Raw genomic sequence first — 25,300 nt, 5'->3', positions numbered from 1 at the left:
CTTAAAGCGACGAGTATTTCTTGCGCAGACGCTGACGAATCAGTTCTGCCAGGGTGTTCATGACGAAGGTGAACAACAGCAGCACCAGCGCCGAGAGGAACAGCACGCGGTAGTGGCTGCCGCCGACTTCCGACTCGGGCATTTCCACCGCGACGTTGGCGGCCAGGGTGCGCAGGCCTTCGAACAGGTTCATCTCCATCACCGGGGTGTTGCCGGTGGCCATCAGCACGATCATGGTTTCGCCGACCGCACGGCCCATGCCGATCATCAGCGCCGAGAAAATGCCCGGGCTGGCGGTCAGGATCACCACGCGGGTCATGGTCTGCCACGGCGTCGCACCCAAGGCCAGCGAACCCAGGGTCAGGCCGCGCGGCACACTGAACACGGCGTCTTCGGCGATCGAGTAGATGTTCGGGATCACCGCGAAACCCATGGCCAGACCGACCACCAGAGCGTTGCGCTGGTCGTAGGTGATGCCCAGGTCATGGGAGATCCACATGCGCATGTCGCCGCCGAAGAACCAGTTCTCCATGAACGGGCTCATGTACAGCGAGAGCCAGCCCACAAACAGGATCACCGGAATCAGCAGCGCACTTTCCCAACCGTCCGGGACTTTCAGGCGGATCGATTCGGGCAGGCGGCTGAAGGTGAAGCCGGCGACCAGAATGCCGATCGGCAGCAACATCAGCAGGCTGAAGATGCCCGGCAGATGGCCTTCTACGTACGGCGCGAGGAACAGGCCGGCGAAGAAACCGAGGATCACCGTCGGCATCGCTTCCATCAGCTCGATCACCGGTTTGACCTTGCGGCGCATGCCCGGGGCCATGAAGTACGCGGTGTAGATCGCCGCAGCGACGGCCAGTGGCGCGGCCAGCAGCATCGCGTAGAACGCGGCTTTCAGGGTGCCGAAGGTCAGCGGCGAGAGGCTCAGTTTCGGTTCGAAATCAGTGTTGGCCGCAGTCGATTGCCAGACGTATTTAGGCTCGTCGTAGTTCTCGTACCAGACCTTGCTCCACAGCGCGCTCCACGATACTTCCGGGTGCGGATTGTCGAGCAGCAACGGCTGCAGCTTGCCGCCGGCTTCGACGATCACTCGGTTGGCGCGCGGCGACAGACCGAACAGGCCTTGGCCTTCAACCACCTGATCGACCAGCAACGTGCGGTGTGCAGTGCTGTGGAACACGCCGAGCTTGCCGCTGGCATCAAGGGCGAGGAAGCCTTTGCGGCGCTCTTCGGCAGCGATTTCAACGATCGGCGTGGTGCCCATCTGAAAGGTGCGGATCTGCTTCAGACGCTGCTCGCCATCGGTATCGCGAGCCATGAACCACTGGGCCAGACCGCCCTTGGAATCGCCGACGATCAGCGAGATACCGCCGACCAGCTGCGCGGTGGCAGTGACTTGAGCGTCAGCGTTTTCCAGCAGTTTGTAGCGCCCGTTAAGGCTCTTGTCGCGCAGGCTGAACACGTCGGCCTGAGCACGACCGTTGACCACGTACAGCCACTGCTGGCGCGGGTCGACGAAGATGTTTTTCACCGGCTCGGTCATCTGCGGCAGATCGATGCGCGTCTGCTCGTTGGTGACTTCGCCGGTCATCATGTTTTCTTCGCTGGTCAGCGAAAGCACGTTGAGTTGCGAGCCAGTGGAGCCGACCAGCATCAGCGTCGAGTCGGTGGCATTGAGGCTGACATGCTCCAGCGCGCCGCCGCTTTCGTTCAGCGCGATCGGTGCCTCGCCATAGGGATATTCGATGGCCGGGCTGATGGTTTTCTTGCCATCGGGGTAGCTGACTTTATAGGTATGACGGAACACCAGCGCCTGACCGTTGGACAGACCCACGGCCACCAGCGGATGACCCGGCTGGTCTTCGCCAATAGACGTCACGGTAGCGCCCGCAGGCAGCGGCAGATCGACACGCCTCAATTCAGCGCCACTGTCGAGATCGAAGAACAGCGCCTGGCCCTTGTCGGATACACGCATGGCCACCTGATTTTGCTCTTCGAGCGAGATCATCAGCGGCTTGCCGGCGTCCTGCATCCAGGCCGGGGTGATCGAGTCTTTCGCGGTCAGGTCGGCGCCTTGAAACAGTGGCGCAACGACGTAGGCGAGGAAGAAGAAGATCAGGGTGATGGCCGCGAGCACCGCCAGGCCGCCGACGAGGACGTACCAACGGGTGAAGCGATCCTTGAGCGCGCGGATGCGGCGTTTGCGTTGCAGCTCAGGCGTATTGAAATCAATGCGCTTGGGAGGGGAAGACGTAGTCATTGGGGAATTGGCCAGATCATTCATGCGCACACCCTAGCGATCCTGTATGACAGAAAGATGACAGTGCAGTGACGCAGCAAATCCGCCAGCCGGAAGTCCGGCAGCGGAGTCGAAAATTTGGTGGTTGCAGGAGCGCGGCTGTTCGCCAAGGCGTCGGGTCAGTCACATCGATGCTGCATGTGACCCCCCTTCGCGAGCAGGCTCGCTCCCACAGGAGTCCGGCTTCAGGCCGGCCTCAGGGTGTTACTTCTTGGCGACAGCGCCGCCTTCTTGCAGACCGAGGTCAGCCAGTGCCTTGGCGGCAACCTTGGCTGGCAGCGGGATGTATCCGTCTTTCACTACCACTTCCTGGCCCTGCTTCGACAGCACCAGCTTCACGAACTCGGCTTCCAGCGGGGCCAGAGGCTTGTTCGGGGCTTTGTTGACGTAAACGTAGAGGAAGCGCGACAGCGGATACTTGCCGTTCAGGGCGTTTTCTTCGGTGTCTTCGATGAACTCGCCGCCTTCTTTCTTGGCCAGGGCGACGGTTTTCACGCTGGCGGTCTTGTAGCCGATGCCCGAGTAGCCGACGCCGTTAAGCGAGCTGCTGATCGACTGCACCACCGACGCCGAACCTGGTTGTTCGTTGACGTTAGGCTTGTAGTCGCCTTTGCACAGGGCTTCTTCCTTGAAGTAGCCGTAGGTGCCGGACACCGAGTTACGGCCGAACAGCTGGACCGGCTTGTTGGCCAGGTCACCGGTCACGCCCAGGTCGCCCCAGGTCTTGACGTCAGCTTTGGCACCGCACAGACGCGTCGAGGAGAAGATCGCATCGACTTGAGCCATGGTCAGGTGCTTGATCGGGTTGTCCTTGTGCACGAACACCGCCAGGGCATCCACGGCAACCGGGATTGCGGTCGGCTTGTAGCCGTACTTCTGTTCGAAAGCCTGCAGCTCGTTGTCCTTCATCTTGCGGCTCATCGGGCCCAGGTTGGCGGTGCCTTCGGTGAGTGCAGGTGGCGCGGTGGAAGAACCGGCAGCCTGAATCTGGATGTTGACGTTCGGGTATTCTTTTTTGTAGTTCTCAGCCCACAGGGTCATGAGGTTGGCCAGGGTATCGGAACCGACGCTGGACAGGTTGCCCGACACACCAGTGGTCTTGGTGTAGCTCGGGATAGCAGGGTCAACAGCGGCGAACGCGTTGGCAGTCGCAACGCCAGCAGCGACAAAAGTCATTGCCGCCATCAAACGCTTCAGTTTCATGCCTTACTCCTAGCAGATAGGGTGTGTTAAGTCGGGGCCAAGTATCAGCAGGCCATGTGAACACTCTATGGCTGAAATATGACAATTGGATGAAAGGCCAGCATGTCGCGACAGATCGTTCCCGCGCTCTGCGTGGGAACGCCGCCATGGACGCTCTGCGTCCGCATTTGAGACGTGACGCGGAGCGTCACAGGATGCATTCCCACGCGGAGCGTGGGAACGATCAGGCGGGAGAGAAAATCAACGCCCCTTCTTCCACAGCCACGCACCTACCACAATCCCCATCCCGCACAGCACCGCTACATAGTAAGCAGGCCCCATCGCGCTTTCTTTCAGCAGCAGGCTCACCACCATCGGCGTCAAGCCACCGAAGATCGCGTAAGCGACGTTGTACGAGAACGACAAGCCACTGAAGCGAACCACCGGCGGGAACGCTTTGACCATCACGTACGGCACCGCGCCGATGGTGCCGACCAGCAAACCGGTCAGTGCGTACAGCGGGAACAGCCAGTCCGGGTGGTCGGCGAGGCTGTGGTAGAAGGTCCAGGAGCTGATCAGCAGGCCCAGGCAACCGAACACGAATACGCGACCGGCGCCGAAGCGATCAGCCAACGCGCCGGCGCCAATGCAGCCGAGGCTGAGGAAGACGATCGCCAGACTGTTGGCTTGCAGCGCGGTGGTTGGCGAGAAGTGGTAGACCGTTTGCAGCACGGTCGGGGTCATCAGGATCACTACGACGACGCCGGCCGACAGCAGCCAGGTCAGCAGCATCGAAATGGCGATGGCGCCGCGATGATCACGCAGCACCGCGCGCAACGGCACTTCTTCGGCCAGTGCCTTGCGCAGTTGCAGTTCGGCGAACACCGGAGTTTCGTGCAGCCAGCGGCGCAGGTACACAGAGAACAGGCCGAACACGCCGCCGAGCAGGAACGGGATCCGCCAGGCGTAATCCGACACTTCGGCTGGCGTATAAATGCTGTTGATCGCCGTGGCGACCAGCGAGCCGAGGAGGATCCCGGCAGTCAGGCCGCTGGTGAGCGTGCCGCAGGCATAACCGATGTGCTTTTGCGGTACGTGTTCGGAAACGAAGACCCACGCCCCCGGCACCTCACCGCCAATCGCCGCACCCTGGATCACCCGCATCAGCAGCAACAGGATCGGCGCCCAGATGCCGATCTGCGCGTAGGTCGGCAGCAGGCCCATGATCAGGGTCGGCACGGCCATCATGAAAATGCTCAGGGTGAACATCTTCTTGCGCCCCAGCAGATCACCGAAGTGCGCCATGACGATGCCGCCCAAAGGGCGCGCCAGATAGCCGGCGGCGAAGATGCCGAAGGTCTGCATCAACCGCAGCCACTCGGGCATGTCGGCCGGGAAGAACAGCTTGCCGACGACGGTGGCGAAGAAAACGAAGATGATGAAATCATAGAACTCCAGCGCCCCGCCGAGGGCGGACAGCGACAGAGTCTTGTAGTCATTGCGGGTCAACGGTCGTGCGGGTTGCTCGGGCTGCGCGAGGCTCGAAGGCGCTGTGGTCATGGCAAGGGCTTCTCTTATAGTCGAATCTGTCGCCACAACAACGCTGGCGGTGGCTCGGACAGGTTCGGCACCATAGCAAATTGTTCGAAAAAGCACATAGAGGCGCGTAATTGACGGTCGAAATCAGAACCGGGTGGTCGTCGCGGGGTCTATCGACCGATATACTCGCCACCTGCGCAGGATTTGTAAGAGGTTGCTGTGCGAAAACGTTGTTGGCCCGTCCTTTGCTCGGGATTTAGCCTTTTTCGCAGAGTTTCCCTTTAGGCGCCTGATGGAAAACGTGACGAACGCAGTGTGTTCGGTGTTGAATCGTTTTTCTTGAAGACGGCTACCACCCGCAATACCCACGAAGAGTCACGGGTCAGAGGCCCCTCGGCATGATAGAGCTCGAACAAGAAGATCCGATCCCACAGGGCGACCTGGCCCTGCAAATCACCGCACTCCCGCGCGAAACCAACGGCTTCGGCGATATTTTCGGCGGCTGGCTGGTCGCGCAGATGGATCTGGCCGGCACCGCCATGGCCAGCCGGGTGGCCGGTGGCCGCGTTGCCACTGTCGCCATCGACCGCATGGCGTTTCTCGTCCCGGTCGCGGTCGGCGCGCAGTTGTCCTTTTATACCCAGACCCTGGAAATCGGCCGCAGCTCGATCCAGATGATGGTCGAAGTGTGGAGCGATGACCCACTGTCCAGCGAATGGCGCAAGGTCACCGAAGCGGTTTTCGTCTTCGTCGCCATCGACGGAAGCGGTCGCACCCGTTCGGTGCCGCCACGCGCGCGTTAAACCTCGCGGCCGTTTTGCGGTCGATAGTCGTCCCCAGTGTCTGATCGAGAGTTGCCCATGAACACGCCCAACGTTGAAGCCGTGAAACAGGATGAACTGAACTGCTGGCGCATCCGCCACGGCAAGGCCGAAGTGCTGGTGGCCCAGCAAGGCGCGCACATCCTCAGTTATCAGATCGACGGCCAGCCGCCGATCATCTGGCTCAACGACAAGGCCGAGTTCAAGACCGGCAAGAGCATCCGCGCCGGCGTGCCGGTGTGCTGGCCGTGGTTCGGCAAATTCGAACGCAACCCGAGCAGCGTGCAGGCCATGTACACCGGCGCGCAACCGGCCCCCGCGCACGGTCTGGTGCGGGCGATGGACTGGCAGTTGGGCAACATCGAATCAGAGGCTGACGGCATCAAGGTCGAGTTCAAGCTGCCCTACCCGGAAGGTGGCCTGCCGGGCTGGCCCCACGAAGTCGATCTGACCCTGACCCTGCATCTGGCGGATCAACTGCATTACAGCCTGACCAGCCATAACCGTGGTACTGACAGCGTCACGCTGAGTCAGGCGCTGCACACCTATTTCGCCGTGAGTGACGTGCGTAATGTGCATGTCGACGGCGTGGCCGGGCTGAATTATATCGAGACCCTGGATGACTGGAACACGGCCAGCCAGAGCGGCGATCTGCATTTCGCCGGCGAGACCGACCGCATCTACCTCGACGTTCCGCCGCAATTGAGCATCGTTGATCCGACCTGGGAACGACGCATCGTGCTGACCTCCACCGGCTCGCGCACGGCGGTGATCTGGAACCCATGGATCGACCGCGCCGCCGCACTGCCGGACATGGACAACGATGGCTGGCAGCGCATGCTGTGCATCGAAACGGCGAACGTGATGGATGATCTGGTGACCCTGGCGCCGGGGGCGCGCCATACGATGGGTGTCAGCGTAGCTGCTACGCCGCTCTAGGCTCTAGCACCATACAAAAGGGCAAAGAGCCCTGTGGCGAGGGGATTTATCCCCGCTGGGTCGCGCAGCGGCCCCCGCTTTTTTTAAATCAAAAGCTGGGGCCTGCTGCGCAGTCCAGCGGGGATAAATCCCCTCGCCATAGATAAATCCTTTCACCAAAAAGACTCACTCCTACATTTATCTGTGGCGCGCTTTAGAGGTCAGCCTCCTGCACCACCCGCACCTTCTCCGCCTCCAGCGCATACGCCGCATCCGCCAGGTCATTGCTGACCTTCTCGATCTTCAGCGTGCCGGTCACCCACAGCGGTGTGTAGATGTCCTCCAGCTTCAACCCTTTCGGATATCGCACCAGCACCAGTTGATTGGGCGGCGGTGGCGGTACGTGGATGCAGGCGCCCGGATACGGCACGAGGAAGAACAACGTGCTGCGGCCCTTGGCATCGGACTCCAGCGGCACCGGGTAACCACCGATGCGGATGTGCTTGTCGTTCATCGACGCCACGGTTTTCGTCGAATACATCACCGCCGGCAGACCTTTGGCCTGCTTCATCCCGCCTTTCTCGGTGAAGGTGCCGGTGGCTTCGGGGGAGTTGTGGTCGATTTCCGGCATGGCCTCGAGGGCCTTTTGGTCCGACTTGGGCATCAGTTCCAGCCAGTCGGTTTCCGGCAGTTCGCCGGCGTGGGCGAGATAGCTGCCCAGCAAGAGGAGAGTCAACAGAAGACGGCGCATGAAGGTGCTCGGCAGGCAAAGGAATGGACGGTGAGTCGCCGCGCATTCTAGCCCTCCCGGCCGTGATGGCCGAGAGGGCTTTGTCGCTTTCGATCAGTTCTTTTTGATCAGACCGTAGATCACCAGCAACACGACAGCGCCGACCAGTGCGCCGAGGAAACCCGCGCCCTCGCCCGCCTGATAGATGCCCAGAGCCTGGCCGCCGTAGGTGGCTGCCAGCGAACCGCCGATACCGAGCAGGATGGTCATGATCCAGCCCATGCTGTCATCGCCCGGTTTCAGGAACCGAGCCAGCAGGCCGACGATCAAGCCGATAAAGATGGTTCCGATAATTCCCATGGCATTTCCCTCTGATTTGGTAGATATGCCAAAGCCTAGACAGACTTTGGCATCCTGCCATGAGAGAACGGCGGCCCCTGAATGGTTCCGCCGCTGCCACATGAAACTGGTTTACTCGGCGATCAGCGCTTGGACCTTGATGATCTGCGCTTGCAGCGTGACCATGTCGGCGCAGCGCAGGTTGGCGTGGCCAACCTTGCGTCCGGCCTTGAAAGCTTTGCCGTAGTGATGCAGATGGCAGTCTTCGATGGCGATGACTTTTTCCACCGGCGGCACTACGCCGATGAAGTTGAGCATCGCGCTCTCGCCGACCTTGGCGGTCGAACCCAGCGGCAGGCCGGCCACGGCACGCAGGTGGTTTTCAAACTGGCTGCACTCGGCACCTTCGGTGGTCCAGTGCCCGGAGTTGTGCACGCGCGGGGCGATTTCGTTGGCTTTGAGGCCACCGTCGACTTCGAAAAACTCGAAAGCCATCACGCCGACGTAGTCGAGGTGCTTGAGCACGCGACTGGAATAATCTTCCGCCAGCGCCTGCAACGGGTGATCGGTGCTGGCCACCGACAGCTTGAGAATGCCGCTGTCGTGGGTGTTGTGCACCAGTGGATAGAACTTCGTTTCGCCATCGCGGGCACGCACGGCGATCAGCGACACTTCGCCGGTGAATGGCACGAAGCCTTCCAGCAGGCAGGCAACGCTGCCCAGTTCGGCGAACGTACCGGCAACATCTTCCGGCTTGCGCAGGACTTTCTGGCCCTTGCCGTCATAACCCAGGGTGCGGGTTTTCAGCACGGCCGGCAGACCGATCGAAGCGACGGCGGCTTCCAGATCGGCTTGCGACTGGATGTCGGCGAAGGCCGGGGTCGGAATGCCGAGGTCCTTGAACATGCTCTTTTCGAACCAGCGATCACGAGCGATGCGCAGGGCTTCGGCGCTCGGGTAGACCGGCACGAATTGCGAGAGAAACGCCACGGTTTCGGCCGGGACGCTTTCGAATTCGAAGGTCACCAGATCGACTTCATCGGCCAGTTGGCGCAGATGATCCTGATCGCCGTAATCGGCCCGCAGGTGTTCGCCCAACGCAGCGGCGCAAGCGTCCGGCGCAGGGTCGAGAAAAGCGAAGTTCATCCCCAGCGGAGTGCCCGCCAGGGCCAACATGCGACCCAACTGGCCGCCACCGATTACACCGATCTTCATCTCAACAACCTCAGGCAATACGTGGGTCTGGATTGTCCAGGACGCTGTCTGTCTGCTCGGCACGGAAGGTTTTCAGTACCGCGTGAAATTGCGGGTGCTTGGCGCCGAGGATGCTCGCCGAGAGCAGGGCGGCGTTGATTGCGCCAGCCTTGCCGATGGCCAGGGTAGCAACCGGAATGCCAGCTGGCATCTGCACGATCGACAGCAGCGAATCGACGCCCGAGAGCATGGCCGACTGCACCGGCACGCCCAGCACCGGCAGGTGGGTCTTGGCCGCACACATGCCTGGCAAGTGGGCGGCGCCACCGGCACCGGCGATGATCACCTCGATGCCGCGGCCTTCAGCCTCTTCGGCGTACTGGAACAGCAGATCCGGGGTGCGGTGGGCGGAAACCACCTTGACCTCGTACGGGATGCCGAGCTTTTCCAGCATATCGGCGGTGTGGCTAAGGGTGGACCAATCGGACTTGGAGCCCATGATCACGCCAACCAGTGCACTCATCGTCGCGCCTCTTCTCTCTGGAGCGCCCGCGGGCGCGTCATAAAACAACAAGCCACGCAGGTTGCGTGGCTTGATTGTACGAAAAATGGCCGGACGTGCCGGCCGAAGGCCGCGCAGTATACCGCAAAGAAAGCAATAAACAGCCCCCGAAACGACCATCTGTCAAATGAGCGAAAGGCCCGGTTTTATTGACCTTGAGGTCAGCGAAAGAACAGCGCAAAAATCCCCCTGTGGGAGCGAGCCTGCTCGCGAAAGCGTTGTGTCAGACGATACCTCAGGGCCTGACACTGCGCATTCGCGAGCAGGCTCGCTCCCACATTCGATCTTCATCAGCTTCAAGTGTTTTGGGCAGCGCCGCCTTCCAGCTTGCGCCACAGCAACCGCACGTTGGCCTTGCGCACCAGGGCGCAGCGGTACAAACGAATCTCCAGCGGCACATGCCATTGCGGGCCGCCGCACACCACGAGTTCCCCGCGGGCCAGCTCAGCGCGTACGCTCAGTTGCGGCACCCAGGCGATGCCGAGGCCTTCCAAGGCCATGCTTTTCAGGCTGTCGGCCATGGCGGTTTCGTAGATCGTGGTGAAGCGCAACTGGCGCTGGCGCAACAATCCATTCACCGAACGGCCGAGAAACGCCCCGGCGCTGTACGCCAGCAACGGCACACTCGCCTCGCCTTCCAGATCGAACAGCGGTTTGCCATCCAGATCCGCCGCGCACACCGGCAGCATCTCGGTCTGGCCCAAATGCAGCGACGGGAAGATTTCCGGGTCCATCTGCATCGCCGAATCCGGGTCGTAGAACGCCAGCATCAGATCGCAGCCACCTTCACGCAAAGCGTGCACGGCGTCGCCAACGTTGGTCGCCACCAGCCGCGTGGCGATGTTCAGCCCTTCGTTGCGCAACTGGGCGATCCAGCGCGGGAAAAAGCCCAGCGCCAGCGAGTGCGCCGCTGCGACTTGCATGACCTCGCCCTGCCCGCCTTCCAGATGATGCAGATGGCGCAGCACTTCACCGAGTTGTTCGACCACGGTGCGCGCGGTCACCAGAAACAACTGCCCCGCCGCCGTCAGTTCGACCGGCGTGCGCGAGCGATTGACCAAGGTCAGTCCCAGCGCCGCTTCGAGGCTGCGGATCCGCCGACTGAATGCCGGCTGAGTCACGAAGCGCCGTTCGGCCGCCTGCGAGAAGCTGCGGGTGGCGGCCAGGGCACTGAAGTCCTCGAGCCATTTGCTTTCCAGATTCATCACGTCCTCCCGGACACGCACCAAAACAGGTCACACGTCTGCCGCACAGGCGGCGTCACATGGGCATTATGCCGAATGTGCATAGGGCAGTGCTGAACAGCATTGGCCCAAAAATCCCCACAAGCCTAGCATTCGCAGCGTTCCGGCACAGACCGGGTCCTTATCGAGATGATTTCTATCATGTCCTCCGCTGCATCTTTCCGCACAGAAACCGACCTGCTTGGCGCCCTCGAAGTACCGGCCCATGCGTACTACGGCATCCAGACCCTGCGAGCGGTGAACAACTTCCGCCTCTCGGGCGTTCCGATTTCGCATTACCCGAAACTGGTTGTGGGCCTGGCGATGGTCAAACAGGCCGCCGCTGACGCCAACCGCGAGCTGGGTCACCTGAGCGAAGCCAAGCACGCTGCCATCAGCGAAGCCTGTGCGCGATTGATCCGCGGCGATTACCACGAAGAGTTCGTGGTCGACATGATTCAAGGTGGCGCCGGCACCTCTACCAACATGAACGCCAACGAAGTGATCGCCAACATTGCTCTGGAAGCGATGGGCCACGAGAAAGGCGAATACCAGTACCTGCACCCGAACGACGACGTGAACATGGCGCAGTCGACCAACGACGCCTACCCGACGGCGATCCGTCTGGGTCTGCTGCTGGGTCACGACGCGCTGCTGGCCAGCCTCGACAGCCTGATTCAGGCGTTCGCGGCCAAGGGTAAAGAGTTCGACCACGTCCTGAAAATGGGCCGTACCCAGCTGCAAGACGCCGTGCCGATGACCCTCGGCCAGGAATTCCGCGCGTTCGCCACCACCATGGGCGAAGACCTCGCGCGTCTGAAGACGCTGGCCCCGGAGCTGCTGACCGAAGTCAACCTGGGCGGCACCGCGATCGGCACCGGCATCAACGCCGACCCGCGCTATCAGGCACTGGCTGTTCAACGTCTGGCTTTGATCAGCGGCCAACCGCTGGTACCGGCCGCCGACCTGATCGAAGCGACCTCCGACATGGGCGCCTTCGTGCTGTTCTCAGGCATGCTCAAGCGCACTGCGGTCAAGCTGTCGAAGATCTGCAACGACCTGCGCCTGCTGTCCAGCGGCCCACGCACCGGCATCAATGAAATCAACCTGCCGGCGCGTCAGCCAGGCAGCTCGATCATGCCCGGCAAGGTCAACCCGGTGATCCCGGAAGCCGTGAACCAGGTCGCGTTCCAGGTCATCGGTAACGACTTGGCGCTGACCATGGCAGCCGAAGGCGGCCAGCTGCAACTGAACGTGATGGAGCCGCTGATCGCCTTCAAGATCCTCGATTCGATCCGCCTGCTGCAACGCGCCATGGACATGCTGCGCGAGCACTGCATCGTCGGCATCACCGCCAACGAAGCGCGCTGCCGCGAACTGGTCGAGCATTCGATCGGTCTGGTCACCGCACTGAACCCGTACATCGGCTATAAAAACGCCACCCGCATCGCCCGTATCGCCCTTGAAAGCGGCCGTGGCGTACTGGAACTGGTGCGCGAAGAAGGTCTGCTCGACGAAGCCATGCTCGCCGACATCCTGCGCCCGGAAAACATGATTGCCCCGCGTCTGGTTCCGCTCAAAGCCTGAGCCGACGCGAACTTGTAGCACCGCTCACCAGGTCGAGGGACTAGACACCTCTCACCTTTTGAGGGCTTGGGGATTTTGTCCCCGAGCCCTTTTTTTTAACTGTTTGATCTTGAGACCCGAATGTAGGGGGACTGAACAATATGCAGGTGAGCCTTTGTGGCGAGGGGATTTATCCCCGTTGGGCTGCGAAGCGGCCCCGATACCAACAATAAAGATGTACCAGAAACACCGCGTGCAATGGTTTACGACTGCTTCGCAGCCGAACGGGGATAAATCCCCTCGCCACAAACACCAAGTGTTTCAAAGCTTCGTTTCGTCGCTTGCACCACTACCGTGCAGACGGGCGCGCCACTGATCGGTATAGTGCCGCCCCTCTTCGCGTGAGCGGTCGTCGGTAACGAGGCCATAACCCATGCGAAACCCGAACTAATAACAAAACCCGCGATATGGATCCGGGACGAAACCTTCGCCTCACCCGTCGTGCCGCGCGCAGACCGGTGTAACACGATGTTTCTCCGATCCAGCATTTGCACCCACAAAAAACAGCGAGGATAAATCCATGCTCGAAGTCATCAACGACTTCCTCTCAGGGAAAGTACTGATCGTGCTCATTGTCGGGCTCGGTAGCTACTTCACGATTCGCTCGCGTTTCGTTCAACTGCGTCACTTCTTCCACATGTTCGCGGTGTTCCGCGACAGCCTCAAAGGCAGCGCCGGACAGCTCAGCTCGTTTCAGGCCTTGATGCTCAGCCTCGCCGGCCGCGTCGGTGCAGGCAACATTGCCGGTGTCGGCATCGCCGTGACCCTCGGTGGTCCGGGTGCGGTGTTCTGGATGTGGGTGACCGCACTGGTCGGTATGTCCAGCAGCTTCTTCGAGTGCACCCTGGCCCAGGTCTACAAGCGCGCCGATGGCGACGGCCTGTACCGTGGTGGCCCGGCGTATTACATCCAGCACGGGCTCAAGCTCAAGGGCATGGCGATAGTCTTCTCCGTTCTGCTGCTGGTCACCTACGGCTTCGCCTTCATCGGCCTGCAGTCCTACACCGTGACCCACTCGCTGCAGAACGCCTTTGACTTCAACCCGCAACACACCGGGATCGTCCTCGCGGTGCTGCTGGCCATCACCTTTATCGGCGGGATCAAGCGCATCGCCTCGGTCTCCGACCTGTTGGTACCGATCAAAACCCTGGCCTATATCGGCGTGACCCTGTACGTGATCGGCACCCAGATCGAACACGTACCGGCCATGCTGGAAACCATCTTCAAGAGCGCCTTCGGCCTCGACCCGGCGTTTGCCGGTCTGCTCGGCAGCGCCATTGTCATGGGCGTGAAGCGTGGCGTGTTCGCCAACGAAGCGGGCCTGGGCAGTGCGCCGAATGTCGCCGCTGTGGCCGCCGTCAAGCATCCGGGCGCGCAGGGCGTGGTCCAGGCTTTCAGCGTGTTCCTCGACACCTTCGTGATCTGCACCTGCACCGCGCTGCTGATCCTGCTGTCGGGCTTCTACACCCCGGGCTTCGAAGGTGACGGCATCGTCCTGACCCAGAACTCGCTGGCTGCCGTGGTCGGTGACTGGGGTCGCATGTTCGTTAGCGTCGCGCTGTCGCTGTTCGTCTTCACCTGCATCCTCTACAACTACTACCTGGGCGAGAACAGCTTGCAGTTCCTCAGCCGCAACCGCGCCCTGCTGATGCTGTTCCGCGGCCTGGTGCTGGCGCTGGTGGTGTGGGGTTCGATGCAGGACCTGACGACGGTATTCGCCTTCGCCGACATCACCATGACCTGTCTGGCCTTCGTCAACCTCGTGGCCCTGGCCATGCTGTTCAAGGTCGGCCTGCGGGTGATGCGCGACTACGACGAGCAGCGTCGCGCCGGCGTCAAACAGCCAGTGTTCGATTCGAGCAAATTCGCCGACCTGGATCTGGATCGCAACGCCTGGCCGGTCAACCCGCCAGCAGCGGCGGGCCAGACTGAAACTGCGCCGCAAGGCGTACCTGCAGCGCAACGCTGACAGGTGAATGACGGGCGCATCCCCTGCGCCCGTCAGTTATTGTGATGCAATAACCTGCAGGAGCGAGCCTGCTCGCTCCTGCAAGGCCCTCATCGTTTCGGAGAATCCTATGAGCTCGTCGACCTACCCCGCCGCTCAACACGTCATGGTGCTCTACACCGGTGGCACCATCGGCATGCAGGCCAGCGCCAACGGTCTGGCCCCGGCGTCCGGTTTCGAAGCGCGGATGCGCGACTACCTGCACAGCCAGCCTGAGCTGGTAGTGCCGCAGTGGCAGTTTCGGGAAATGTCGCCGCTGATCGACAGCGCCAACATGACCCCGGCCTACTGGCAGCAACTGCGCGAAGCGGTGGTCAATGCCGTGGACGTGCAAGGCTGCGACAGCGTGCTGATCCTGCACGGCACCGACACCCTGGCCTACAGCGCGGCGGCGATGAGTTTTCAGTTGCTCGGCCTGCATGCCCGCGTGTGTTTCACCGGCTCGATGCTGCCGGCGGGTGTGACCGACAGCGATGCCTGGGAAAACCTCGGCGGCGCGCTGGTCGCCCTCGGCCAGGGTCTGGCGCCGGGCGTGCACCTGTACTTCCACGGCGAACTGCTGGCGCCGACCCGCTGCGCGAAAGTGCGCAGCTTCGGCCGCCATCCGTTCAAACGCCTGGAGCGTCAGGGCGGTGGTGTGAAGGCGCCGTCGATCCCAGTCGCGCTGAACTACAACCAGCCGAAGCAACTGGCGAAAGTGGCGGTGTTGCCGCTGTTTCCCGGGATCAGTGCCGAGGTTCTCGACGGCCTGCTCGACAGCGGCATTCAAGGTCTGGTGCTGGAATGCTACGGCAGCGGAACCGGGCCGAGCGACAACCCCGAGTTCCTCGCCAGCCTTGGCCGCGCCCGGGATAACGGCGTGGTGGTGGTTGCAGTGACGCAATGCCATGAAGGTGGGGTCGAGCTGGATGTCTACGAGGCCGGCAGCCGCTTGCGAGGTGTTGGCGTGTTGTCGGGTGGCGGCATGACGCGCGAGGCGGCGTTCGGCAAGTTGCATGGGTTGCTGGGGGCCGGGCTGGAAACGGCTGAAGTGCGTCGATTGATCGAACTGGATCTCTGCGGCGAACTGAGCTGATCTGTCACAACGCAAGTCCCCCTGTGGGAGCGAGCCTGCTCGCGAAAGCCATGACACATTTGGCATTCGTGTGCCTGACACACCGCTTTCGCGAGCAGGCTCGCTCCCACCAGGGATTTTTGTACGGCATATAAATTGCTGCGTCCCAGCCACCTCCAGGCTGGAAGATCCCATGCTCCACTCCCACCTCACCACCCTCAACGCGGTCTCGCTGATCCTCAACACGTTCAAGGCCGAAGGCCTGTCGAGTGAGGCGCTGCTGGCTGGCAGCGGCATCGTGGCGGCCGATCTGCAGCGTGCCGATACGCGCATCACCACCCATCAAGAGATGCAGGTCTGCACCAACGCGGTCGCGCTCAAACGTGACATTGGCCTTGAGTTGGGTCGGCGCATGCACGTGTCCTGTTACGGCATGCTCGGTTACGCCCTGCTGACCTGTGCCACCTTCGGTGACGCTTTGCGGCTGGCGATCCGTTATCCGGCGCTGCTGGGCACGCTGTTCGAACTGAGCCTGGAAGACGATGGCGAGCAGGTCTGGTTCGTCGCCGCCGACTATCGCGAGAGCCCGGCGATGGCGGTGTTCAACGCCGAATTCTGTCTGGTGTCGCTGAAAGTCATCTGCGACGACTTGCTCGGCCATTCCCTGCCACTGCGCGCCACACGCTTCGAACATGCAGCGCCGGACTACCGCGCCAGCTACGCCGAACCCTTCGACTCGCCGCTGCACTTTTCGGCCAAGGACAACGCCTTCGCCTTCGACCGCCATTGGCTCGATCAGCCGCTGCCGCTGGCCGACGCGATCACCCATCAGGCCATGGCAGAGCGCTGCCGCAAACAGAATCTGGAGTTCACCGGACGTCAGGCCTGGCTGGGGCGGATTCGTCAGTTGCTCAGCGCGCAACTGAATGCCGCGCCGGGACTGGAAGGTCTGGCACAGCAGATGAAGTGCTCACCGCGCACCCTGCGCCGGCATTTGAAAGACATGGGCAGCAGCTATCAGGAGCTGCTCGATGAACTGCGCTTCGAACGGGCCAAGCAGATGTTGTGTGAGGATCAGCTGCCGATCTATCGGATCGCCGAGACGCTGGGCTTCAGCGAGACCGCGAGTTTCCGGCATGCGTTTGTGCGCTGGAGCGGCGTGGCGCCGAGTCAGTTCAGACCGCATTGATGTCTGCTCCAGGCATGAGCCTGCATGAACAAGGGGCGAATTGCGGTCAGAGGTTTTGGCCATATCGATCCCCTTTTGGCCGCTCCCGACGTTCTCCGATTCAACTTGCGCCGCAACACTGAAGACCACCGAATCAGCCTTGCGGAGAACAACAAATGCTGACGATCTACTCAGACGATCACCACTTGCACCACGGCCGCTGCGAACTCATCGATGGCCAGCTCAAGCCGTGCTTCGAGATGCCGTCGCGTGCCGACCATGTGCTGCAACGCGTGCAGAAGCAAAATCTCGGGGCGGTCGAAGCGCCGAAGGATTTCGGCCTGGAGCCGATCGCCCGCATTCACAGCCGTGACTATCTGGAATTTTTCAAAGGTGCATGGCAACGCTGGACCGAGTTCAACACTGACGGCGACCTGCTGCCCTACACCTGGCCGGCGCGCACGCTGCGTGCGATCAAACCGACCAGCCTGCACGGCCAGCTCGGTTATTACAGCTTCGACGGCGGCGCGCCGATTACCGCCGGCACCTGGCAAGCGGCCTACAGCGCAGCGCAAGTGGCCCTGACCGCACAAGAAGAAATCCAGCTTGGCGCACGCGCGGCCTTCGCCCTGTGCCGTCCGCCGGGACATCACGCCGCCAGCGACTTGATGGGCGGTTATTGCTACCTCAACAACGCCGCCATCGCCGCTCAAGCCTTTCTCGATCAGGGCAACAAGAAAGTCGCGATCCTTGACGTCGACTACCACCATGGCAACGGCACTCAGTCGATTTTCTACGAACGCAGCGACGTCCTGTTCACTTCGATCCACGGCCACCCGGAAGCGGAGTTTCCGTTCTTCCTCGGCTACGACGACGAGCGCGGCGAAGGCGCCGGTGAAGGTTTCAATTTCAACTATCCGCTGCCGGCCGGTTCCGGCTGGGATGTCTGGAGCGCGGCGCTGGATCAGGCCTGCGACGAGATCGATCGCTATGGCGCGGACATCATCGTTGTCTCCCTCGGCGTCGACACGTTCAAGGACGACCCGATCTCGCAGTTCAAACTCGACAGCCCGGATTATCTGGCCATGGGCAAGCGCATCGCCGCCCTCGGCAAGCCGACCCTGTTCGTCATGGAAGGTGGCTACGCGGTGGAAGAAATCGGCATCAACGCAGTGAACGTGCTGGAAGGTTTCGAACAATGAAAAAGCGACTGATCGCCTCGGCGCTGTGCGCGGCTCTGCTCAGCGCTGGCGCCCACGCCGAAGAACGCACGCTGCGCGTCTATAACTGGTTCGACTACATCACGCCCAAGGCGCTGGACGACTTCAAGGCACAGAACAGCCAGACCAAACTGATCTACGACATCTTCGACACCAACGAAGCACTCGAAGCCAAGCTGCTCACCGGCAATTCCGGTTATGACGTGGTGGTGCCGTCCAACGTGTTCCTCGCCAAGCAGATCGAGGCCGGGGTGTTCCAGCCGCTGCATCGCAGCAAACTGCCGAACTGGAATCACCTTGATCCGAAACTGATGAAGCTGATCGAGGCCAATGATCCGGGAAACAAATTTGCCGTGCCGTACATGTACGGCACCATCCTCATTGGTTTCAACCCGGCCAAGATCAAGGCAGCGCTGGGCGACAACGCGCCCGTGAACAGTTGGGACCTGATCTTCAACGAAGAGAACATCAGCAAGCTCAAGCAGTGCGGCGTCGCCCTGCTCGACTCGCCGTCGGAGATTCTGCCGCTGGCTCTGCAACACCTCGGCCTAGACCCCAACAGCAAGAAGCCGGCGGATTACGCCAAGGCCGAAGCGCTGCTGCTGAAGATCCGCCCCTATGTGACGTACTTCCATTCCTCCAAATACATGGCCGACATCGCCAACGGTGACATCTGCGTGGCCGTCGGTTATTCCGGCAGTTTCTCGCAGGCGGCCAACCGCGCCAAGGAAGCGAAGAACGGCGTGGTGGTCGATATGCGTCTGCCGAAGGAAGGTGCGCCGATCTGGTTCGACATGCTCGCGATTCCCAAGGGCGCGAAGAACACCGAAGACGCTTACACCTTCATCAACTATCTGCTGCAACCTGCGGTGATTGCCCCGGTCAGCGATTTTGTCGGGTATCCGAACCCGAACAAGGATGCCACCGGCCTGGTCGATCCGGCCATTCGCAACAACCCGAACCTGTACCCGACCGATGCGGCAATGAGTACGCTCTACACCTTGCAGCCGCTGCCTCGGGATGCCGAGCGTGCACGTACGCGAGCCTGGACGAAAATCAAGTCCGGGACCTGAAACCGGCTCGTTTGCCGAAGACCCGCCGAGGCGGGTCTTTTTTTGCCTGGCAGCTTTATCTACCGCACGGGTCGCTGTCGCGCCTTTTAACTTGCCCTGCTCCGCCGCCCTCGCGGCGTCCCGACAGAGCAGGAAACCAACATGACCGCCATTCCCAAAGCCAGTGCCGTCGATATCGTGACTCAGCTGGTTACCGGCCCCTCGCTGCAAGAAGTCGCATCAAAAACGCTGCGCGAAGCCCTCAAGACGTTGTATCCGAATCTCGACATAGACCCGCGTCTGGCGATGGTCGTGCAACCCGCCTGGGCCATTGTGGAGGGTCGAGTGGTACCCGACGGGTATCAGGCTGGATCGCTGACCAACGCCCTGGTGCGGCTCGGCCTGTCCGGCACCACGGTGACGTACCTCGATGGCGAGCATTACCTGACCCTGCAACCCGGCGTGCCCGCCCCTGCGCATCTGCCGGTGAAGATCGATGCGATCGGCCTGTTGCTCAACGAACTCGCACCGCTGCTGTTCATCGCCTACAAGGAGCAGCACGTCGACTACTGGGACGAATTCACCTATCCCGGGCAACCGCGCTGGCAGCAATTGTCCGAGGCACTGCGCAACCTGTGGAACGTCGATGCCAGCGTCGGCTGGGATGCCGATGAAATCGCCATGGCCCAGGCGATTTTCAAACAGCCCGACCCGCAACAACGCCTGGCCCCCGCCCCGTACTCGGCAAAGGCATATCTGATTGATCTCGATCGGGGGAACGCCGACACGCAAAGCCACTTGACCCTGCTCGACGCCGCAGTGTTGGTCGGCAGCATCGCAGACCGTACATTGATTCTCACCCACGCGATTACTCAGGGCTTTCAGCGTTTCGATTCACTGGAGGAACTCGGCGAGGCTCTGCTGCGGATATATGGCGCAAACGCCTCGGGCGAAGATCTCAAGTGGCGGCTGGTCGAACCCCAGGGCAATTTCTTCGACCAGCAGGCCTGCACCCTGATTTCCCTGGAAGCGGATGCCTTGGGCAAAATCAGTTTTTTTCAGGACTCCCCTGATAAACGCGTCTATCCGCATACCGGCACGGCCGGCAAACCGGCACAACCGACACCGCGCCTCGAAGCGCACTTCGAGCGTTTACAGCCGATGCTTCCGGACTGGCTGAACGACGCCTTGCCCATCGATCAGACACGTTACAGCCGGCACCTGCTGGACCTGACGACGCTGCAGCACGAGAACAACGGCAAATCCTTTCAGAACGAAATCACCAGCCTGCAGGCATTCACTCGGGCAGCGCTGATCAAACAGATTCTCAAGGAGCAGCCCGACGCCCAAGACCTGGACATCGACAACATCGAAATCACCATCACCAGTCTCGTGGTCTGGGGCACGTTTGTGTTGCCGGGAAATACTCAGACTCAGACATGGACGCTGACCGAGCTCGCCCTGCAAAACCTCGCTGGCCTGCCCTTGGGCAACAAGACTGTGCGGTACAAGGATGGCAGCCCGGTACCCGAGTGGTTGAGCGCGACTTTTCTGGAAAAACTGGTCAGCACGGTCGACATCGGCAAGACCTACCCGGCGCATCTCAAGGCCGTACTGATAGACGACGCAGAGCAAGCGTCACGGTTGGAAAGGCTCTATACCAGTCAGCTACGCGTCGAGCTGCCATTGCTGGCGTTGCAGCACAAGATCCAGGGCAGAGCCGGCATTGACGAATCGGGTTATCGATACGTGGTTGCCGCATTGGCCACGACTGACGCAGAACGCTACGTCGATGGTGAGGAAATCGTCATTCGCCCTCTGGCCTTCGTCGCTCATCGCAGCCGCTCCACCGCAGACACTGTCGACAACATGTATGTCATAGGCCCGCGCGATGCCGACAAAGGGCCGTGCGTGCTATATCGACCGCTGTTCGACAAAGCTCTGCTGCAATATCCGGGGCCGGCCAATCTGCTTTTTGCGATCCAGCATTCGCGACATCTGCGCGACTCGGTACTGGCCTGGTTGCCGGACGATGTGCGCTTCAATTACAGCCAGTTCGTCTTCACCGCCAGGCTGCCGTCGGTGTGGACGATCCCGCAACTGATGATCAACCCGACCACAGCACTGGACATGTCAGGCGCGGTCGCGCTGGGCACTCAGGTGATCGCCAGCGATGTCCTCGCCACCCTGCACGAACGCAACGTCAAGGCGCTTGTCACTCAAGCCGACCGGCAATCGGTCTCCGATGCAGAAGCACGCTGGGCCTCGCTGAAACAGGGCGGCTGGCTGATGCTCAATGCCGCACTGCCGTTTCTGGGCCGCAGCGCAGGTACAGCGGCGTGGATCTGGCAGATCATGGATGATCTGCAGGAAATCACCGACGGCGCCAACGAGCAATCGGCGAAAGTCGCCTGGACGGCCATCGCCGATATCCTCCTGGCGCTGGGCATGGTGCTCGCCCATCGTGCGGCAATCGGTGATGCGCCATCGACGCCCGTGGCCACAACGCTCGAAGAGGACACAGCGACGAGCAAACCTGCCGCCAGAATCGTCAAAGCGCTGCGCCAGCCGGACATCACCGGCCCGCAATTGACCGAAGCCCATGGCACATCGATCGACAGCATCACGGCGTTGAAACGATCCCCGTTGGCCCTCGCCAAGCTGTTGGATACGTTCAAGCTCGCCAAGCCCAAAGGGCTTGGCGCTGCCACCAGAGAGGGTGCGCAGCGAGGCCTCTACGCCCACGCAGACAAATGGTACGCCCGCGTCGGTGAACGCTGGTTCGAAGTCGCGCGCAACGCGCATGGCGATGTGCACATCGTCGATACGCGTCAGCCCACCCGACCTGCCGGACCCAGGCTGGCCTATACCGCCAACGGCCAGTGGGTAATCGATCTGCGCTTGCGTTTGCGCGGCGGCGGACTGGAGGAAGGTCGCCAAGCCGCGCAAGGCATTAGAAACAAGGAGGTGGCCGTATTGGCCGAGCAGATTACTGCGTTCGATTTGACGATGGAGAGCAAAGGGAGCCGTCTCGATGCAGACCGCAACAGCCTGCACGATGCCCCTGCGCAGGCACGCGAGCAAGCGCTTGCGCAGTACCTTGCCACGCTCGATTCACAGCACAACGAATATGCCGCAAACATCAAGCTGATCAAGCAGCTCAACTGCAAGCAGTCGATTCCCAACTACCGCACGGTAATGCCGGAGCGGTTGGACATGCAGTTGTTTCTGGGACAGGAGTGGCTGAGTAATAACGCTTCGGATTACCAGCAGCGGGTACTGGCGGTGCAGGCGATACTCGACGACGAACTGCGCAGCGAATCGCAGGCAGCCACCTCTGCGTTCGAACAGTTGAACGATGTCACTCAAACCATTATCGAGAAAATGGAGTCGGCTGAAGCCTGCATGGAGGAGCTCACCAGGCTGGGACCGGATGGCCTTGATATAAAGCAGAAATACAACATCAGCCTGGCGCCCTACCCGCTGGATGATCTGAAGACTCTGCAGATCAGTCTCGGCCAGTACACCTGCATCAAGCCCGGCGATTCCACCGCTCATGTCGAGGCACAACAAGCGCTGGCCAGTCTGTTCGAAGATGCTGCGCTGAACGTTCAGAGTTCACGGGACCTGAGCGCCGATGAAAGCCTCAGCGATCTGCGCATACGCATCGACGCCCTGAGCCAGGTGAGCGAACAGTTTGCTTCCGTGGACAAGCGTTTCGATGACCTGGCGAGTGAATATTCCGAACACATACACACGGAGCGACTCAAGCAGTTGCAGGCGCGCGTGGCCGCATTCAAGGAAAGCGCCGACAATCGACTCGCCGATCTGTTGCGCTACCGGCATTTACTGGTGCCGCAAGCCGGTCCGTCGAGACCTTCTGCGTCATCTTCGAATCGGCAGATCATCAAGACGCGCAACAAGGGCATCCTGGTCGGCGAACGGAAAAAAAGCCTCGACGGCAAAGACACCGATCTGGTCGAAGTCAGTACAGCACTGACGAGAGTCATCGCGACATTCAAGGAGGAGTCGCCAGGTATCTGGGTCGAACAGAATGCACGGCCGGCACCGTCGCCGAAAGCCCGGCCCAACCTCAACAACAGCATCAGCGCAGGGCAGGCCTTGATCGACGGGCTGGCGGCGTTTCATCGGCGCATCGAGGCGCGCCTCAAACGCGGCTCGCGCATTCCGGTGGAAGTCGAAGAGGAATACCACAACCACGCCGCCCTGTTGCGCAAGGCCGGTGCCGCCATCGATGAAGCGTTGACGGCGAGTAACCTCACCGCTGCTCTGCATGAACCGTCCGAAACGCTCAACCACAAGCTCGACGCTGCGGCTACGACGCTGGAGGAAAAGGGCACCAGCACGCGAATCCGTCTGGTCAAGCAACAACTACCAACAGCCGCCGGGGTCGAGTGGCTCAAGGACAAGGGCGAAGTGAACATTTCGAAAACCCTGACCCGACGGCGCCTGAGGCGCCATAAGAATGACTTCCTCGACGAGTATCAGATTCGCGATGCGCATACCGACAAAATCCTCTGCTATGCGCATTTCCATTACAGCAGCGCCGACGCGCCCGATGGCGCATTTTTGCGTGGACACATGAAGACAGTTGCCCAGCACCGCCTCGGAGGCACCTCTGAAATAACCGATGTGGATAATCAGAGGCTGATCGAAATCCATCGCAGCGAAATTTCCAGTCGCAGCGCCGAAACGCTGTTCTTCACTCTCGCCAAGCCTGCCGCAGACGCGACAGCGCCGCTTTGATTGCTGGCTCTGGTACAGCAGCAAACCCCAACACCAGGCCGGCGCGCTTATCCATGGGCGTAGTCGAATCGGGGAGCCAGTAGCTGCTCAGGCCGTTGATTTCGACATCGACCTCAGCGGCCAGAGCGATCAATTGCTGCTCGCGCTCGATGTTGTCCACGGCGACGGTCAAGTGCAGCCCGGCCGGCACGGCGGGCAGTTGACCGACGCCGGCGACCGTCGGCCAGCCTTCGAGCAGGCAGTTGCGTCGGCTCAGCGCAGCCCGGCGCATGCGGCGGATATGCCGCTGGAAATGCCCGGCGGCCATGAATTCGGCCATCACCGCTTGCGTGCTGACCTCCGAGTGCCGCACATCGACGGCGCGGCGTTGCGCGAACGCCTCGACCAGCGCGGGCGGCAGCACCAGATAGCCCAGGCGCAACGCCGGAAAAGCGACCTTGCCAAACGTGCCGACGTAGAGCACACGCCCCTGACGATCAAGTGCCGCTAACGGCGCCAGCGGTGCGCCGGTGTAGCGGTACTCGCCGTCGTAATCATCCTCGACGATCCAGCCGCCGACACGCTCGGCCCAGGCGAGCAGCTCCAGACGCCGGGCCAGGCTCATCACCACGCCGGTCGGGTACTGATGAGACGGCGTCACGTAAGCCACCCGACAATCGCTGAGCTGAGCCATGGCGCTGCAATCAATGCCGTCGCTGTCTACCGCCACCCCATGCAATTTCGCCCCCGCTACAGCGAAGGCATGTCCGGCGGCGCGATAGCCCGGATTCTCGATCGCCACACCGTCCCCTGGCTCGACCAGCAGCTGTGCACAAAGGCTGATGCCCTGCTGCGCGCCACTGGTGATCACAATTTGCTCAGCCGTGCACTGCATGCCCCGCGAGCTGCGCAAATAGGCAGCAATCATGCCGCGCAGCCGCGCGTCCCCGGCCGGGTCGCCGTAACACAGCTGCTGCAGATCCGGTTTACGCCAGAAAGCCGCGTTGAGCTTGGCCCAGACCTCGAACGGAAACAGATCGAACGCCGGCACACCCACCCGAAAAGCACGCGGCGGACCGCTCGGTGGTCGCGGCAAATGATGCTTTTCAATGCGGGAAAATCCGTCGCTGTGGATAACTTTGCTGGATGGATTCACAGGTAAATCCAGCCAATTTGTGGATAAGGCTGTGGGTAAGCCTGTTGACAAGCCTGTGGATGAATTTGTGGATAGTTTTTTCTCAGGCGGGGATGCCTGAGCCAATTGCGCCACGTAAGTACCGTCGCCAACGCGGCCTTCGATAAAGCCCTCGGCATACAACTGATCGTAGGCGCGCACCACGCTGTTGCGGGAAATGCCCAGCGCCGAGGCCAGATCTCGGCTGGCCGGCAATCGCGTGCCACTGGCCAGACGTCCATCCAGCACCCGCAGGCGCAGAGCCTGATAGAGCTGGCGGCTCAGGCCCTGACGGCGATCAAGCTCGATACCGGCCGGGTTGAAGGGCATCGACAAGGGTGGCAGATCAGGCATGGCGAATGGACCTATGAAATGGCTCAGCAATGGCTCTTACAACGGACCAATAGCCTGCCTAGGATGCAGGCATTCGCCAAGGAAAATC

General features: G+C 61.3%; 18 protein-coding genes. 9 read left to right on the top strand and 9 right to left on the bottom strand.

Going from position 1 to position 25,300, the window contains the following annotated elements; genetic code table 11:
- Position 1 precedes the first annotated feature (1 nt).
- The 3 genes from D8U70_RS04685 to D8U70_RS04675 form a co-directional block, all read right to left on the bottom strand.
- Positions 2-2,287 (bottom strand): ABC transporter permease subunit, encoded by a 2,286-nt coding sequence (locus D8U70_RS04685; protein ID WP_024014834.1) that lies wholly within the window; start codon positions 2,285-2,287, stop codon positions 2-4.
- 219 nt (positions 2,288-2,506) lie between these two features.
- Positions 2,507-3,505 carry a phosphate ABC transporter substrate-binding protein PstS gene (locus D8U70_RS04680; RefSeq protein ID WP_016772480.1) on the bottom strand — a complete coding sequence of 333 codons (999 nt, stop codon included), beginning with the start codon at positions 3,503-3,505 and terminating at the stop codon, positions 2,507-2,509.
- 240 nt (positions 3,506-3,745) lie between these two features.
- Positions 3,746-5,044 carry an MFS transporter gene (locus tag D8U70_RS04675; RefSeq protein WP_073470879.1) on the bottom strand — a complete coding sequence of 433 codons (1,299 nt, stop codon included), beginning with the start codon at positions 5,042-5,044 and terminating at the stop codon, positions 3,746-3,748.
- A 377-nt stretch (positions 5,045-5,421) separates the two neighbouring features.
- Between D8U70_RS04675 and D8U70_RS04670 the strand changes: the two genes are divergently transcribed.
- Positions 5,422-5,826, top strand: coding sequence for an acyl-CoA thioesterase (locus D8U70_RS04670; protein WP_003229628.1), 405 nt, complete (start codon positions 5,422-5,424; stop codon positions 5,824-5,826).
- A 57-nt stretch (positions 5,827-5,883) separates the two neighbouring features.
- Positions 5,884-6,783 (top strand): D-hexose-6-phosphate mutarotase, encoded by a 900-nt coding sequence (locus D8U70_RS04665; RefSeq protein WP_073470878.1) that lies wholly within the window; start codon positions 5,884-5,886, stop codon positions 6,781-6,783.
- Positions 6,784-6,976: 193 nt separating this feature from the next.
- On the opposite strand, the gene D8U70_RS04660 is transcribed toward D8U70_RS04665, so the two are convergent.
- The 5 genes from D8U70_RS04660 to D8U70_RS04640 all read right to left on the bottom strand — a co-directional run bounded on the left by D8U70_RS04660 (position 6,977) and on the right by D8U70_RS04640 (position 10,792).
- The gene (locus D8U70_RS04660) at positions 6,977-7,513 is read right to left on the bottom strand and encodes a DUF3299 domain-containing protein (protein WP_056790934.1); all 537 of its coding nucleotides are present in this window, start codon (positions 7,511-7,513) and stop codon (positions 6,977-6,979) included.
- 93 nt (positions 7,514-7,606) lie between these two features.
- Entirely contained in the window at positions 7,607-7,852 is a 246-nt protein-coding gene (locus D8U70_RS04655; protein ID WP_016772475.1) for a GlsB/YeaQ/YmgE family stress response membrane protein, read from the bottom strand.
- 111 nt (positions 7,853-7,963) lie between these two features.
- Complete coding sequence (locus D8U70_RS04650; protein WP_110644538.1) at positions 7,964-9,046, bottom strand: 5-(carboxyamino)imidazole ribonucleotide synthase; 1,083 nt, start codon at positions 9,044-9,046, stop codon at positions 7,964-7,966.
- A 10-nt stretch (positions 9,047-9,056) separates the two neighbouring features.
- Positions 9,057-9,548, bottom strand: coding sequence for a 5-(carboxyamino)imidazole ribonucleotide mutase (purE, locus tag D8U70_RS04645; protein WP_007954291.1), 492 nt, complete (start codon positions 9,546-9,548; stop codon positions 9,057-9,059).
- A gap of 335 nt (positions 9,549-9,883) precedes the next feature.
- On the bottom strand, positions 9,884-10,792 hold the full coding sequence (locus D8U70_RS04640; protein WP_122748256.1) for a LysR substrate-binding domain-containing protein: 909 nt from the start codon (positions 10,790-10,792) through the stop codon (positions 9,884-9,886).
- A 180-nt stretch (positions 10,793-10,972) separates the two neighbouring features.
- Here D8U70_RS04640 and aspA point away from each other — a divergent pair, with 180 nt between their 5' ends.
- From aspA to D8U70_RS04600, 7 genes are all read left to right on the top strand, one after another.
- Positions 10,973-12,397: an aspartate ammonia-lyase gene (aspA, locus tag D8U70_RS04635; RefSeq protein ID WP_016772472.1), complete on the top strand. Its 1,425-nt coding sequence runs from the start codon at positions 10,973-10,975 to the stop codon at positions 12,395-12,397.
- A 559-nt stretch (positions 12,398-12,956) separates the two neighbouring features.
- On the top strand, positions 12,957-14,405 hold the full coding sequence (locus D8U70_RS04625; protein WP_016772471.1) for an alanine/glycine:cation symporter family protein: 1,449 nt from the start codon (positions 12,957-12,959) through the stop codon (positions 14,403-14,405).
- Between the two features lie 109 nt (positions 14,406-14,514).
- The gene (locus D8U70_RS04620; protein ID WP_130928399.1) at positions 14,515-15,519 is read left to right on the top strand and encodes an asparaginase; all 1,005 of its coding nucleotides are present in this window, start codon (positions 14,515-14,517) and stop codon (positions 15,517-15,519) included.
- 172 nt (positions 15,520-15,691) lie between these two features.
- Positions 15,692-16,687, top strand: a complete 996-nt coding sequence (locus D8U70_RS04615; protein ID WP_130928398.1) for an AraC family transcriptional regulator — start codon at positions 15,692-15,694, stop codon at positions 16,685-16,687.
- Positions 16,688-16,842: 155 nt separating this feature from the next.
- Complete coding sequence (locus D8U70_RS04610; protein WP_130928397.1) at positions 16,843-17,868, top strand: histone deacetylase family protein; 1,026 nt, start codon at positions 16,843-16,845, stop codon at positions 17,866-17,868.
- Positions 17,865-18,959, top strand: coding sequence for a polyamine ABC transporter substrate-binding protein (locus D8U70_RS04605; protein ID WP_130928396.1), 1,095 nt, complete (start codon positions 17,865-17,867; stop codon positions 18,957-18,959). The genes D8U70_RS04610 and D8U70_RS04605 overlap by 4 nt, the downstream gene beginning before the upstream one ends.
- A 141-nt stretch (positions 18,960-19,100) precedes the next feature.
- A complete protein-coding gene (locus tag D8U70_RS04600; RefSeq protein ID WP_130928395.1) occupies positions 19,101-23,705 on the top strand; it encodes a DUF6543 domain-containing protein in 4,605 nt (1,534 codons plus the stop codon).
- Here D8U70_RS04600 and D8U70_RS04595 read toward each other — a convergent pair.
- Positions 23,662-25,212: a PLP-dependent aminotransferase family protein gene (locus tag D8U70_RS04595; RefSeq protein WP_130928394.1), complete on the bottom strand. Its 1,551-nt coding sequence runs from the start codon at positions 25,210-25,212 to the stop codon at positions 23,662-23,664. The two genes, D8U70_RS04600 and D8U70_RS04595, sit on opposite strands and share 44 nt — an antisense overlap.
- Positions 25,213-25,300: the final 88 nt, after the last annotated feature.

This window comes from Pseudomonas sp. Sample_20, from assembly GCF_004307585.1.
Lineage (GTDB): Bacteria > Pseudomonadota > Gammaproteobacteria > Pseudomonadales > Pseudomonadaceae > Aquipseudomonas > Aquipseudomonas atacamensis.
The sequence above is the reverse complement of the archived record's forward strand: the minus strand, read 5'-3'. Positions and strand labels throughout refer to the sequence as shown.

Coding starts and splice junctions, on each gene's coding strand:
- D8U70_RS04685 (WP_024014834.1), bottom strand. CDS start 2,287: ATGAATGATCTGGCCAATTCCCCAATGACTACGTCTTCCCCTCCCAAG.
- D8U70_RS04680 (WP_016772480.1), bottom strand. CDS start 3,505: ATGAAACTGAAGCGTTTGATGGCGGCAATGACTTTTGTCGCTGCTGGC.
- D8U70_RS04675 (WP_073470879.1), bottom strand. CDS start 5,044: ATGACCACAGCGCCTTCGAGCCTCGCGCAGCCCGAGCAACCCGCACGA.
- D8U70_RS04670 (WP_003229628.1), top strand. CDS start 5,422: ATGATAGAGCTCGAACAAGAAGATCCGATCCCACAGGGCGACCTGGCC.
- D8U70_RS04665 (WP_073470878.1), top strand. CDS start 5,884: ATGAACACGCCCAACGTTGAAGCCGTGAAACAGGATGAACTGAACTGC.
- D8U70_RS04660 (WP_056790934.1), bottom strand. CDS start 7,513: ATGCGCCGTCTTCTGTTGACTCTCCTCTTGCTGGGCAGCTATCTCGCC.
- D8U70_RS04655 (WP_016772475.1), bottom strand. CDS start 7,852: ATGGGAATTATCGGAACCATCTTTATCGGCTTGATCGTCGGCCTGCTG.
- D8U70_RS04650 (WP_110644538.1), bottom strand. CDS start 9,046: ATGAAGATCGGTGTAATCGGTGGCGGCCAGTTGGGTCGCATGTTGGCC.
- purE (WP_007954291.1), bottom strand. CDS start 9,548: ATGAGTGCACTGGTTGGCGTGATCATGGGCTCCAAGTCCGATTGGTCC.
- D8U70_RS04640 (WP_122748256.1), bottom strand. CDS start 10,792: ATGAATCTGGAAAGCAAATGGCTCGAGGACTTCAGTGCCCTGGCCGCC.
- aspA (WP_016772472.1), top strand. CDS start 10,973: ATGTCCTCCGCTGCATCTTTCCGCACAGAAACCGACCTGCTTGGCGCC.
- D8U70_RS04625 (WP_016772471.1), top strand. CDS start 12,957: ATGCTCGAAGTCATCAACGACTTCCTCTCAGGGAAAGTACTGATCGTG.
- D8U70_RS04620 (WP_130928399.1), top strand. CDS start 14,515: ATGAGCTCGTCGACCTACCCCGCCGCTCAACACGTCATGGTGCTCTAC.
- D8U70_RS04615 (WP_130928398.1), top strand. CDS start 15,692: ATGCTCCACTCCCACCTCACCACCCTCAACGCGGTCTCGCTGATCCTC.
- D8U70_RS04610 (WP_130928397.1), top strand. CDS start 16,843: ATGCTGACGATCTACTCAGACGATCACCACTTGCACCACGGCCGCTGC.
- D8U70_RS04605 (WP_130928396.1), top strand. CDS start 17,865: ATGAAAAAGCGACTGATCGCCTCGGCGCTGTGCGCGGCTCTGCTCAGC.
- D8U70_RS04600 (WP_130928395.1), top strand. CDS start 19,101: ATGACCGCCATTCCCAAAGCCAGTGCCGTCGATATCGTGACTCAGCTG.
- D8U70_RS04595 (WP_130928394.1), bottom strand. CDS start 25,212: ATGCCTGATCTGCCACCCTTGTCGATGCCCTTCAACCCGGCCGGTATC.